We start from the raw sequence: 12,628 nt of genomic DNA, 5'->3' as shown, positions 1-12,628 counted from the left end.
CCATACAAAACAACAATATATTACACAACAACATATACGGGAATGAATTATGGGAGAGGTAATTTCTCTCTGGCCATTGGCGGGGATCGCCGTCATCGTGGTCGGATTTCTTTTACGTTTTAATCCGGTATTGGTGGTTATTATTGCCGGGATCGTCACGGGACTGGCGGCGCATATGCCGATTGCCACCATCCTCGAGAAGCTGGGTGAAGGTTTTCTTAACACCCGCAACCTGCCGTTTATCCTGCTGATCCCGCTGGCGGTTATTGGCCTGCTGGAACGTCACGGACTCAAAGAGCGTGCTCAGGCGTGGATTGCGAAAATCCGCAGTGCCACCAGTGGCCGTCTGCTTATTGTCTATCTGTTCATTCGCGAAGCGACCGCTGCGTTAGGGCTGACCAGTCTGGGCGGGCATCCGCAGATGGTGCGCCCGCTGCTGGCGCCAATGGCGGAAGGGGCCGCCGAGAAAAATCACGGCGAGATACCCGGCGCGGTTCGCTATCGCCTGCGCGCAATGTCAGCGGCGACCGATAACGTCGGGCTGTTTTTCGGTGAAGATATCTTTGTTGCCTTCGGCGCGATCATATTCATGCACAACTTTATGCTGGAGTCTGGAGGGATCCAGACCGAACCTCTGCATATCGCCTTGTGGGGGATCCCAACGGCAATTTGTGCTTTCCTGATCCACGGCACGCGTTTGTGGCGTCTGGATAGCTATTTGCAACGTGAGGTGGCGAAAGCAAATGCCGCAGCGAAAGGGGAAGCGAAATGAATTTTCAACAAAGCTATCTCTACTGGCTGGCAGGTGCGGTATTACTGATTGTGGCGCTGATGTCCTGGCAGGACAAAGCAAACCCGCGCCGTTTCACCACAGGCCTGTTTTGGGGCATATATGGCGTACTGTTTCTGCTTGGTGACTGGACATACTCGCTGTTTGGCGATAAACGCGCAGTGCATATTGCCGTCGGCGTTGCGGTGGTCGTGCTGGCCCTGATCGCGGGTTTTGGCGGTGTGAAGCTGGGAAGCTACCATCAACGCACGCAGCAACAGCGCGAAGAAAGCGCCAGCCGCCTGGGCAACCGCCTGTTTTTCCCGGCATTAGCGATCCCGGTGGTAACGGTCATTGGCGTACTGATGTTCAACCATATTCCGGGCTTACAGGATGCGCTGTTCGGGCCGGGTAATCACGCCACGCTGGTAACGCTCTTTTCAATGACAGCGGGCTCGTTGATTGGTCTGGCGATGGCGATAAAAATGACCCATGAGCGGGTGCATCAACCGATTCAGGAGGCACGCCGTCTGCTGGACTCCATTGGCTGGGCGTTCATTCTGCCGCAGATTCTGGCTACGCTTGGGCTGCTGTTTACAGCGGCGGGTGTCGGTAGCGGCATTTCATACCTGACGCAGGAATATCTGGCGGTGGATAGTCGCTTTATCGCGGTGGCGGTGTACACCATCGGCATGGCATTGCTGACCATGGTTATGGGTAATGCGTTTGCTGCTTTCCCGATCGTGACCGCTGGGATTGGTATTCCAATCCTCGTACTGCAACACGGCGGCAACCCAGCGGTAATGGCGGCGATTGGTATGTTCTCCGGCTATTGTGGGACGCTGATGACGCCGATGGCGGCGAACTTTAATATTGTTCCTGCAGCGTTGCTGGAACTACCGGACAAAAATGCGGTGATTAAAGCGCAGGTGCCAACCGGCATACTGCTGCTGCTGGTCAACGTGTTCCTGATGTATTTCCTGATGTTCCTGTAAGGAGGAAGGATGAAAACAGTACTCATCACGGGATTTGAACCCTTTGGCGGCGAGTCAGTTAACCCTTCCTGGGAAGTGGTCTCGAGCCTCGACAATGCTATTATCGGCGGATGCCGCGTAATAGCCTGCCAACTACCGTGTGTCTTTGGCGAGTCTCTCGCTGTACTCAATGCCGCGATTGACGCGTTGTCGCCATCACTGGTGCTGGCTGTGGGGCAGGCGGGTGGTCGCACGGATATCACCGTGGAACGCGTGGCAATTAACGTTGACGATGCGCGTATTGCGGATAACCAGGGGCAACAGCCGGTAGATGTGCCGATTGTGGTCGATGGCCCGGCGGCATGGTTTAGTACGTTGCCGATTAAAGCGATGGTTGTCGCCATGCGCAACGCGGGAATTCCGGCCTCGGTTTCCCAGACTGCGGGTACTTTCGTGTGTAACCACGTGATGTATGGCCTGCTGCATAAACTACGCGACGTACCGGCGGTGAAGGGCGGCTTTATTCATATCCCTTATTTGCCGCAACAGGCTGCACAGCATCCCGGGGCGCCAAGTATGGCGACAGAAACGGTGCGCCGTGCGCTGGAGATTGCGATTGCCACCGCCTTGCAGGTGGAAAGCGATATTGCAGTGACGGGCGGCGCAACACATTAACAAAGGACAGTATTATGCCTGAAGGCCCGGAGATCCGCCGCGCGGCGGATAACCTGGAGGCGGCAGTCAAAGGCAAACCCCTGACGGATGTCTGGTTTGCCTTTGAGCAGTTAAAACCGTATCAATCTCAACTGATTGGGCAACGTGTTACCCAGCTTGAAACGCGAGGGAAAGCATTACTGACCCATTTTTCTAATGGCCTGACGCTGTACAGTCACAATCAGCTCTATGGTGTGTGGCGAGTGGTGGACACCGGCAAAATCCCGCAAACTTCGCGGGTACTGCGCGTCAGGCTGCAGACACACGACAAAACTATCCTGCTCTATAGTGCGTCTGATATCGAAATGCTGACGCCAGAACAGCTCACCACCCACCCGTTCCTGCAACGGGTTGGGCCGGATGTACTGGATTTACGTTTAACGCCCGATGAGGTTAAAGCGCGTCTGTTATCTCCGCGTTTTCGCAATCGCCAGTTTTCTGGTCTGCTACTGGACCAGGCATTTCTGGCGGGATTAGGTAACTACCTGCGGGTAGAGATCCTTTGGCAGGTTGGGTTGACCGGGCAGCATAAAGCGTCGCAGCTTAGTGATGAGCAACTGGATAAACTGGCACATGCGCTGCTTGATGTTCCGCGGCTGTCTTATACTACCCGCGGCCTGGCCGATGAGAATAAACATCACGGTGCGTTGTTTCGCTTTAAGGTCTTTCATCGGGACGGCGAAACCTGTGAGCGTTGTGGTGGAATAATCGAGAAAACGATGCTCTCTTCGCGCCCCTTTTACTGGTGCCCGGGTTGTCAGCACTAAGCGGGTTGTTTTGGTGCGTGCACCGAAATAAAACGCGCGACTGCGGGGCCAGTTAACAAAATGCTGAACAGTCGCAGGGTTTGCATCGCCATGATGAGCGCCATATCAGCGTGGCTCCCTGCGGCGATCACCGCAACAGAATCCACTCCTCCAGGACTGGTTGCCAGATAGGCAGTGAGAAAATCGATCTGCATGTAATGCGCCAGTCCCCAGGCCATGGCTGCGCAGATCGCCATCAGTGAAAAAATAGACAACAGGATCTGTGGCAGTGGTCGTAATGCCATTAAAAAGATCTGCTTGTCAAAGCCAAGACCGATTTGCCAGCCAATTGACATGTAGGCTATAGCCAGTAGCCATTCCGGCAGTTCAATCACCATCACTCCGCTTGCATTCAGCATGGCACCCACCAGCATTGGCAATAGCATAACGCCAGAGGGAAAACGCAGTAGGCGTCCAGCCGTGCCGGCAACGGCGGCCAGCATCAGAGTGCTGAAAAGATTGCCGCTTAGCGGCGGAAACCAGATGATTTGTTCACTGACCGTTTGGGCCTGGTCACCCATCACCAGCCGGGTGACCAGCGCTGCCGCGCCGACCACCAACAGTACGCGCAGATACTGCATAAACGCCACCAGCCTGATGTCGGCACCATAATCCTGGGCCATTGCGACCATTGCCGCTGCACCGCCTGGTGACGAGCCCCACGCACCAGTATTCCCCGGTAGATTACTATAGCGAACCAGCAGCCAGCCGATTATCGCGCTGCTGATAAGGGTAGCCAGCAGGATAACAATCACCATCGGCCAGTGGGCTGCAAGGGTTGTGAAGATTGAACCGGTCAGATTTTGGGCAATCATGCAGCCGAGAATCGCCTGTGCGCCAAGAAATGTGCAGCGAGGAGGATGCAGCGAGATGCCGCGCATACTGAAAATGATGCCGACGATCATCGAACCGAGCAGCAAGGGGCCTGGAAGATGGATAAACAGAAAGAGCAGGGAAAGAAGGAGCGATAGCACAAACAACAGGCTCCACTGCAAAACAGGCATCCCATGCTCCCTTGTTTTATACTGCATTCAATGTCTTGATACAGCATAGAGAAAAAGTCCGCTGAAAAAAATATCAGGTATCAATAAAAACGGACTAACCGGCGATCGGGTATTGATGTCTGTTATCTGAAAAAATCGTCGACAGCATCATTCCAGGCATGCCCGAAGATAGACCACTCCTGACTGATTGTAGGTGGAAAACCGCTCCGGCAGTATCCATTTTTTGATTCAAAATCAAAGACGCCATGTGGGTAACCATTTATCAGCAACACACATTTCTTACTGTCTTCTGACCAACCGATCTTCACATCTGATGGGATATGTCCATCTGACACGTCTTCTGCATTGTAAATATGTAGTTCATCTTTGATAGGATTTCCGTCAGTAGATTCATCAAGTGCATAGAAATATCCGGTTTGACCATTATCTTCAAATACAGCCGTGTATGAACCTTCTGGGGCCAAACTTTCTATTACCTGCGCTTCACCGACGATGAGTTGAGCTTGAACCGTAACTGTTATTGTCATTTTAATTTTCCTGGATGTATAAAACTAAGCGGTTCTATAATTAGTATTGATGTTTAACGACTTGATTTGAAATTTTTAGGTTGATTCTTTAAATGATGGGCGTCCCTGGGACTTACGCCATCTTTTGATTTCATCAATGACGCCTTGTGGGTTGTCCTCCCTGTCATCCGGGGGATAAAAAATCAATCCATTACTTTCCGGATGGTCCACGATTTTATCGAAGTGTTTGACTAACATATTACAGTGGGTTTCAAATTCTCTTCCCTTCAGATTGCCGGGGTTTTCAAATAATTCATTCAGAAATTCTATAAATTCAGCTTCAGTGTAGTCTTCTATTTTTTGTTTAAAATGAATCATATATTTAACTTTATAATATTCTGCATTGCAGCGTGCTATTATTTGTTTTTGAAATGGTTATTCAGCTTTTAAAATGAAAGGCAACTGACCTAAAACCTCGTTTACCTTTTCAATCAGCTCATTTTTATCCCATCCTGAGGATGTTTTTATCATAGGGTGATCCCAATCGCCATTCGATATAACCTGGATAAGAAACTCCCCTTTCTCGTCAAGCGAGGGGTACCAGCCGATGTCTATGACAACACCATTATTTTGGGTTAGTTGAAATAAATCTTCATCTAGTCGGATAGCCTCCTCTGATACTGTTTTGGTAAAATCTATAGTAGATAACTCATCGTAAATACTCTTCACATTTTCAATGAAATAATCTTTTCCTAAAATATTGAAATTGGTTTTCATTTTGTTTTTCCATTACCTGTGAAGGTTTTTATTCTGAATCTTTAAATGACGCTCGTCCCTGGGACTTACGCCATCTTTTGATTTCATCAATGATGCCTTGTGGGCTATCTTCCCTGTCATCCGGCGGATAAAAAATCAATCCATTACTTTCCGGATGATCCACGATTTTATCGAAATGATCGACTAATGAGTCGATGTAAGATTCACGGTCCATTTCGCCTTGATAGCGCGGATTTGCGGAGAATTCATTCAAGAGTTCTATGAATTCAGCTTCGGTGTAGTCTTCGATCTTTTTAAGATGATTCATATACTCACCTTTATAATAAGTTTCTTTGTATAGCTCATTTAGAATCTTTAAATAACTCTAATCCATGAGATGTTCTCCACTTTTTTATTTCCTTAAATATTCCTAAGGGTGAACATTCAATCTCATCTGGAGTATTAAAAATCAGTCCATTACCAAGTGGATGCTGGGTGACTTTGACTACATGTAGTTGTAGGTTATCGATAAATTTACCAAAATCACTAGCATTTAGTCCATGTTTATTCTCAAAAAAGTTAGATAGCAGATCAATGAACTCTGACTCAGTGTAATCGCTTATTTTTTTTTCATTATCTATTAGCATTTTTATGTATTCCTATATGTAAGCGAGGAGTAGTAATATTTATATTATCCATATTAAACGCTTCTCCGCCATGCTGGATTTCTTCTAAGTGATGAAGTTCAAAAGTGCTTCTGCCACCTACTTGCTCTGAAGGACCAGGATATGGTGCTAACCCCATTCTTATCAGGGTTTGGTTAGAAGGTTTAAAATCCTTCATTAGCTCAGGGCACTCTGACACCGCAAGCCAGAACTCTCTTCTGAAATGGTCAAAGTTGCGAAATGTTCTTCCTCGCAGCTTATCTGCGACCTGTGCAGGTATCGGTGCGCCCAGCCCTGAACTGGCGGCCTCAAGCCAGCGACCATTTCCGGATAGAATTTCACCTTGGCCGGTTGCTGTGCCGGGTTCGTCCCGGGCTGTTTTCAGGTATACATATATCGGCTGAATGCCTGAATCGGCCGGAAAGACCAGAATATAATCGTTAAAATCGGCGACATCCGGCACAAGGAACGGTGGCGTGGTGTACTCATTTTTGCCATCCGGGATGGGTGTCACCAGAATTGTTGGCTGATCAAGCGGTGGAATATCGCTTCCAGTATGTTCAGGTACATCACCCGTCGCAGGATTTTCTGGCGTCCATGTGATTAACGGCCCGTCTACGTCGTGGGCAGGCGTAAATTCATAACGATGGTGTCCATCATTCCATAGCATATTCGCGACGCGCACGTTTTCATACGGAGTACCTTCGCCGGTATGCACGCCGTAGACTTGCGACTTACCGTGAATGTCGGTTCCCCAGAAAAAACGAACCCGGGTTGTGGCTGTGCCACCTACCAGCGCCTTTTTCCGCAGTTCTTCCTCATACCAGAACTCATCACGTCCGGGAACGCGTGCGCTGCCCGTCCCCGCAGACGGAATATACAGCGCGGAAGCTAACGCTCCGATATAAGGAACGCCGCGTGCGGCGCTGAGAATGCCACTGAGTGACCACTCGCCCCACACCTGCGTCAGCCCACCTAAGATCGGCAGTGCGGCCGAGGCTTCTGCGGGTTGTGCATATCCGCAACAATCATCAACGGAAGATTGTGCGAAAACCGCCATCTGACCGAAGTTTTCAGCCGATTCTTCACGGCTCCCTGCGTCTGTACAGCCTTTCTCTTTCAGACAGGATTTGGCATAGACCGGTGTGACTGCAGGAATGAGTGGTGCTGGGGGGGAAGGTCGGTTCGCAACGGGTATTATCGAACTAGCCGGCTGATTGCGGGGCGGTATAAACAAACGATTGTACTCAGCAGGCAACGCCAGGTAGTCAAACTCCGTATTGGCAATCAGGTGCTTGCAAAGAATATAGTCATACGATACCGCAATTTCTTCGGTATCCAGCTCGTTTAGGGCCACATAGGTTTGTATGCTTTTTACCGAAGCATTTCTTAATTGAATATAATAGTAGCGTTCCCATCTGCCGAATCTGTTTATTCGCCATAAATCAATTTCAATAAACAGACGTTCATTGTTATTGATGGCGTTAATAAATAGTGGTGTGCTTTTATCAATTAATTTTTCAAATCTTAGCTCCCGGGTATTAATACCAGAACCCGTATTAACTAATCCGTTAGAGAGCGAAAAAGCAAAAATCTCATCAGGATGGTTTTCCTGCCAGCGATTTCCTATCGATGCGTCTGTACCACAACCAGAAGAGATATCGCCTTGTCGCTCACCTGTTATCTTCAGATAAATAAGGTCGCCCATGCCATTTAATCCAGCGCTGTGTTTTATGAGGCTGGATTAAATAGTTAATGAATTTAAAGATCAAATAATGCTTTGGCAATTAATGCTATATTAAACAGGGTAGGAATTGCGCTCAATTAAATATATTAAAGGGCGAGTAAACGAGAGAAAGTAATATTGAAGAGGTGAATGCAATGAACAAGACGGAAACTGAAAAAAACCACCGGAATTATCCGGTGGCCTGAACAATTAACGCTTAATATCAGACTTAAAATCGCGCTTGTCGTAGCCGGTGTACAGCTGACGCGGACGCGCGATTTTCATGCCGTCGGTGTGCATTTCGTTCCAGTGTGCAATCCAGCCAACGGTACGTGCCATGGCGAAGATCACGGTGAACATGGAGGACGGAATGCCCATCGCTTTCAGGATGATGCCGGAGTAGAAGTCTACGTTCGGGTAGAGTTTCTTCTCAATGAAGTACGGGTCGTTGAGCGCAATGTGCTCAAGTTCCATCGCCACTTCCAGCAGATCATCTTTGGTACCCAGTTCTTTCAGCACTTCGTGGCAGGTTTCACGCATGACGGTAGCGCGCGGGTCATAGTTTTTATAAACACGGTGACCAAAGCCCATCAGGCGGAAGGAATCATTCTTGTCTTTCGCGCGGCGAACAAATTCCGGAATGTGTTTAACAGAGCTGATTTCTTCCAGCATTTTCAGCGCAGCTTCGTTTGCGCCGCCGTGTGCCGGTCCCCACAGGGAAGCAATACCTGCCGCGATGCAGGCAAACGGGTTAGCGCCAGAAGAGCCCGCGGTACGTACGGTAGAGGTTGAGGCGTTCTGTTCGTGGTCAGCGTGCAGGATTAAGATACGGTCCATTGCGCGTTCCAGAATCGGATTCACTTCGTATTTTTCGCACGGCGTAGAGAACATCATGTTCAGGAAGTTACCGGCGTAGGAGAGATCGTTACGTGGGTACACGAACGGCTGCCCGATGGAATATTTGTAGCACATCGCTGCCATGGTTGGCATTTTGGACAGCAGGCGGAAGGCGGCGATTTCACGGTGACGCGCGTTGTTTACATCCAGCGAGTCATGATAGAACGCTGCCAGCGCTCCGGTTACACCGCACATAACGGCCATCGGGTGAGAGTCGCGGCGGAAACCGTGGAACAGACGGGTGATCTGCTCGTGGATCATGGTATGGCGAGTGACTGTGGTTTTGAACTCGTCGTACTCTTCCTGCGTCGGTTTTTCGCCGTACAGCAGGATATAACACACTTCCAGATAGTTGGACTCGGTCGCCAGTTGGTCAATCGGGAAGCCGCGATGCAGCAAAACACCTTCGTCACCGTCGATGAAAGTAATTTTGGATTCGCAGGATGCGGTAGAGGTGAAACCTGGGTCAAAAGTAAACATCCCTTTTGAGCCAAGGCTACGAATATCAATAACATCTTGACCGAGCGTACCTTTCAGCACATCCAGTTCAATAGCAGCGTCACCATTTAGAGTGAGTTTTGCTTTAGTATCAGCCATTTACGGTCTCCTTAGCGCCTTATTGCTTAAGACTGCCGGAACTTAAATTTGCCTTCGTGCATCAATAAACCGTTACCAGTTTGTTATTTGGCTCGCCGCTCTGCGAAAGAGGGGATGACCTGGGTACAGAGCTATGGGCGCTTGCAGGTAAAACGGTCTTTTCATGGCGAATAAACTGCAAATCAAGAACTTAGCAATCCGAATTATTTAACCTGTCTATCACTAATAACTGTCCTGAAGGTATTGGTCAATACTTCCACACTGTTACATAACTAAATCTCCGGTGAAAGAGTGACCCCATAACTTTTACGCATTATATGCTTTTTCTGGTGTCGTTTGTAACAACTTTGTTTAATGATTGTCAAATCAGATGATTAAAAATTAAAATAATGTTGTTATCGTGACCTATGTCACTGTTCGGGATAAAACCCGACAAACTATATGTAGGTTAATTGTAATGATTTTGTGAACGTCCTATACTGCCGCCAGGTCTCCGGAATACCCTGCAATCCCGAGCCAACCAGCGTTGTAACGTGTCGTTTTAGCATCTGGAAGCAGTGTTTTATATGACGCGTAGTTATAGTAAGGACGCTGTCTGACCCGCACGCAGACCGGAGGAAGGAAATCCCGTCGTCTTTCAGGCTACAGGTGTCTTCATCTTCTGTACCCGAAGTCTAAAGGGAATAATAAGAACAGCATGTGGGCGTTATTCATGATAAGAAATGTGAAAAAACAAAGACCTGTCAATCTGGATCTGCAAACGATCCGGTTCCCAATCACGGCGATAGCGTCCATTCTCCATCGCGTATCCGGAGTGATCACCTTTGTGGCGGTCGGGATTCTGTTGTGGTTATTGGGTACCAGCCTTTCCTCCCCTGAAGGTTTCCTCACCGCGTCATCCATTATGAATAACTTCTTTGTGGAGTTAATTCTGTGGGGGATCCTGATTGCGCTGGCATATCACGCCGTAATGGGCATTCGCCATCTGTTGATGGATTTTGGCTATATCGAAGAAACCCTCGGAGCAGGGACACGCTCCGCCAAAATTTGTTTCGTTATCATTGTCGTGCTTTCACTTCTCGCAGGAGTCCTCGTATGGTAAGCAACGCCTCCGCATTAGGACGCAACGGCGTACATGACTTCATTCTGGTCCGTGCTACCGCTATCGTTCTGACGTTATACATCATCTATATGGTCGGTTTCTTCGCCACCAGCGGCGAGCTGACGTATGAAGTCTGGACCGGTTTCTTCTCATCGGCATTCACCAAAGTCTTCACCCTGCTGGCACTCTTCTCCATCTTGATTCATGCCTGGATTGGCATGTGGCAGGTGTTGACCGACTACGTTAAACCTCTGGCTGTGCGCCTGATTCTGCAACTGGCTATCGTCGTTGCGCTGGTGGTTTACGTCATTTATGGATTTGTTGTGGTGTGGGGTGTGTAATGAAACTGCCAGTCAGAGAATTTGATGCTGTTGTGATTGGTGCCGGCGGCGCAGGTATGCGCGCGGCGCTGCAAATTTCCCAGAGCGGTCAGACCTGTGCGCTGCTCTCCAAAGTGTTCCCAACCCGTTCCCATACCGTATCCGCGCAGGGTGGCATCACCGTTGCGCTCGGTAATACCCATGAAGATAACTGGGAATGGCACATGTACGACACCGTTAAAGGGTCGGACTACATTGGTGACCAGGACGCTATTGAATATATGTGTAAAACCGGTCCGGAAGCGATTCTGGAGCTGGACCACATGGGGCTGCCGTTCTCTCGCCTCGACAATGGCACAATTTATCAACGTCCGTTTGGCGGCCAGTCGAAGAACTTCGGCGGCGAGCAGGCGGCTCGTACTGCGGCAGCGGCCGACCGTACCGGTCATGCGCTGTTGCACACGCTGTATCAGCAGAACCTGAAAAACCATACCACCATCTTCTCCGAGTGGTATGCGCTGGACCTGGTGAAAAATGCCGATGGCGCAGTTGTCGGTTGTACCGCGCTGTGTATCGAAACCGGTGAAGTGGTTTACTTCAAAGCCCGCGCGACCGTGCTGGCCACCGGCGGTGCTGGCCGTATTTATCAGTCCACTACTAATGCCCACATCAATACCGGTGACGGTGTTGGTATGGCTATCCGCGCTGGCGTGCCGGTGCAGGATATGGAGATGTGGCAGTTCCACCCAACCGGTATCGCCGGTGCAGGCGTTCTGGTAACAGAAGGCTGCCGTGGTGAAGGTGGCTACCTGCTGAACAAACACGGTGAGCGCTTCATGGAGCGTTATGCCCCGAATGCGAAAGACCTGGCGGGTCGTGACGTGGTGGCGCGTTCCATCATGATCGAAATTCGCGAAGGTCGCGGCTGCGACGGCCCGTGGGGTCCGCACGCCAAACTGAAACTCGACCACCTGGGTAAAGAAGTACTGGAATCCCGTCTGCCGGGTATTCTCGAACTGTCCCGTACCTTTGCTCACGTTGACCCGGTCAAAGAGCCGATTCCGGTTATCCCAACCTGCCACTATATGATGGGCGGTATTCCGACCAAAGTAACTGGCCAGGCGCTGACCGTGAATGAGCAGGGCGAAGATGTGGTGATCCCTGGGCTGTTTGCCGTCGGCGAAATCGCCTGCGTATCGGTTCACGGCGCCAACCGTTTGGGCGGTAACTCGCTGCTGGACCTGGTAGTATTTGGTCGTGCGGTTGGTCTGCATCTGCAGGAGTCCATCGCTGAGCAGGGTGACCTGCTGGATGCGACCGAAGATGAAATCGACGCTTCTCTGGCGCGTCTGAACCGCTGGAACGGTAACCGTAACGGTGAAGACCCGGTAGCGATTCGCAAAGCGCTGCAAGAATGTATGCAGCATAACTTCTCGGTATTCCGCGAAGGCGATGCGATGGCGAAAGGTCTGGAAGAGCTGAAAGCGATCCGCGAACGCCTGAAAAATGCCCGTCTGGACGATACCTCCAGCGAGTTCAACACCCAGCGCGTTGAGTGTCTGGAGTTGGATAACCTGATGGAGACCGCGTACGCCACTGCAGTATCTGCAAACTTCCGTACCGAAAGCCGTGGCGCGCATAGCCGCTTCGACTTCCCGGAACGTGATGATGAAAACTGGCTGTGCCATTCCCTGTACCTGCCAGAGTCGGAATCCATGACGCGACGTCAAGTCAATATGGAACCGAAGCTGCGCCCGGCATTCCCGCCGAAGATTCGTACTTATTAATGCGG

The 12,628-nt window shown here is 50.1% G+C and carries 15 protein-coding genes and 1 pseudogene; 7 read left to right on the top strand and 9 right to left on the bottom strand.

What is annotated here, in order from left to right:
• The first annotated feature begins 49 nt into the window (after positions 1-49).
• Genes SK38_RS10540 through nei form a run of 4 tightly spaced genes read left to right on the top strand, consistent with a single transcriptional unit; the run spans position 50 to position 3,224 of the window.
• On the top strand, positions 50-772 hold the full coding sequence (locus SK38_RS10540; RefSeq protein ID WP_048235867.1) for a DUF969 domain-containing protein: 723 nt from the start codon (positions 50-52) through the stop codon (positions 770-772).
• Positions 769-1,764: a DUF979 domain-containing protein gene (locus SK38_RS10535; RefSeq protein WP_032942722.1), complete on the top strand. Its 996-nt coding sequence runs from the start codon at positions 769-771 to the stop codon at positions 1,762-1,764. The genes SK38_RS10540 and SK38_RS10535 overlap by 4 nt, the downstream gene beginning before the upstream one ends.
• Positions 1,765-1,773: 9 nt before the next feature.
• Entirely contained in the window at positions 1,774-2,418 is a 645-nt protein-coding gene (gene pcp / locus SK38_RS10530) for a pyroglutamyl-peptidase I (RefSeq protein WP_048235866.1), read from the top strand.
• Positions 2,419-2,432: 14 nt separating this feature from the next.
• A complete protein-coding gene (nei, locus tag SK38_RS10525; protein ID WP_048235865.1) occupies positions 2,433-3,224 on the top strand; it encodes an endonuclease VIII in 792 nt (263 codons plus the stop codon).
• On the opposite strand, the gene SK38_RS10520 is transcribed toward nei, so the two are convergent.
• The 9 genes and pseudogenes from SK38_RS10520 to SK38_RS25110 all read right to left on the bottom strand — a co-directional run bounded on the left by SK38_RS10520 (position 3,221) and on the right by SK38_RS25110 (position 9,728).
• On the bottom strand, positions 3,221-4,267 hold the full coding sequence (locus SK38_RS10520; protein ID WP_048235864.1) for an AbrB family transcriptional regulator: 1,047 nt from the start codon (positions 4,265-4,267) through the stop codon (positions 3,221-3,223). The genes nei and SK38_RS10520 overlap by 4 nt on opposite strands.
• Before the next feature lie 122 nt (positions 4,268-4,389).
• Entirely contained in the window at positions 4,390-4,794 is a 405-nt protein-coding gene (locus SK38_RS10515; RefSeq protein WP_048235863.1) for a DUF2251 domain-containing protein, read from the bottom strand.
• Positions 4,795-4,869: 75 nt separating this feature from the next.
• Positions 4,870-5,151 carry a bacteriocin immunity protein gene (locus SK38_RS10510; RefSeq protein ID WP_048235861.1) on the bottom strand — a complete coding sequence of 94 codons (282 nt, stop codon included), beginning with the start codon at positions 5,149-5,151 and terminating at the stop codon, positions 4,870-4,872.
• Between the two features lie 57 nt (positions 5,152-5,208).
• Positions 5,209-5,550: a hypothetical protein gene (locus SK38_RS10505; RefSeq protein WP_048235860.1), complete on the bottom strand. Its 342-nt coding sequence runs from the start codon at positions 5,548-5,550 to the stop codon at positions 5,209-5,211.
• A 28-nt stretch (positions 5,551-5,578) separates the two neighbouring features.
• A complete protein-coding gene (locus tag SK38_RS10500) occupies positions 5,579-5,857 on the bottom strand; it encodes a bacteriocin immunity protein (RefSeq protein ID WP_048235859.1) in 279 nt (92 codons plus the stop codon).
• 34 nt (positions 5,858-5,891) lie between these two features.
• A complete protein-coding gene (locus tag SK38_RS10495; protein WP_048235858.1) occupies positions 5,892-6,176 on the bottom strand; it encodes a bacteriocin immunity protein in 285 nt (94 codons plus the stop codon).
• The gene (gene tssD, locus SK38_RS10490; RefSeq protein WP_048235856.1) at positions 6,163-7,902 is read right to left on the bottom strand and encodes a type VI secretion system tube protein TssD; all 1,740 of its coding nucleotides are present in this window, start codon (positions 7,900-7,902) and stop codon (positions 6,163-6,165) included. The genes SK38_RS10495 and tssD overlap by 14 nt, the downstream gene beginning before the upstream one ends.
• Positions 7,903-8,130: 228 nt before the next feature.
• A complete protein-coding gene (locus SK38_RS10485) occupies positions 8,131-9,414 on the bottom strand; it encodes a citrate synthase (protein ID WP_003831404.1) in 1,284 nt (427 codons plus the stop codon).
• Between the two features lie 203 nt (positions 9,415-9,617).
• Positions 9,618-9,728: pseudogene (locus SK38_RS25110) on the bottom strand (hypothetical protein).
• A 383-nt stretch (positions 9,729-10,111) separates the two neighbouring features.
• On the opposite strand from SK38_RS25110, the gene sdhC reads away from it, so the two are divergent.
• Genes sdhC through sdhA form a run of 3 tightly spaced genes read left to right on the top strand, consistent with a single transcriptional unit; the run spans position 10,112 to position 12,623 of the window.
• Complete coding sequence (gene sdhC, locus SK38_RS10480) at positions 10,112-10,516, top strand: succinate dehydrogenase cytochrome b556 subunit (RefSeq protein WP_048235854.1); 405 nt, start codon at positions 10,112-10,114, stop codon at positions 10,514-10,516.
• The gene (sdhD, locus tag SK38_RS10475) at positions 10,510-10,857 is read left to right on the top strand and encodes a succinate dehydrogenase membrane anchor subunit (protein WP_003831408.1); all 348 of its coding nucleotides are present in this window, start codon (positions 10,510-10,512) and stop codon (positions 10,855-10,857) included. Before sdhC ends, sdhD begins: the two co-directional genes overlap by 7 nt.
• Positions 10,857-12,623: a succinate dehydrogenase flavoprotein subunit gene (gene sdhA / locus SK38_RS10470; protein WP_003831409.1), complete on the top strand. Its 1,767-nt coding sequence runs from the start codon at positions 10,857-10,859 to the stop codon at positions 12,621-12,623. The genes sdhD and sdhA overlap by 1 nt, the downstream gene beginning before the upstream one ends.
• Positions 12,624-12,628 lie beyond the last annotated feature (5 nt).

The sequence above is a fragment of the Citrobacter sp. MGH110 genome, assembly GCF_001037515.1.
Taxonomy (GTDB): Bacteria; Pseudomonadota; Gammaproteobacteria; order Enterobacterales; family Enterobacteriaceae; genus Citrobacter; species Citrobacter portucalensis.
This window is presented reverse-complemented; position numbering and strand designations above follow the sequence as displayed.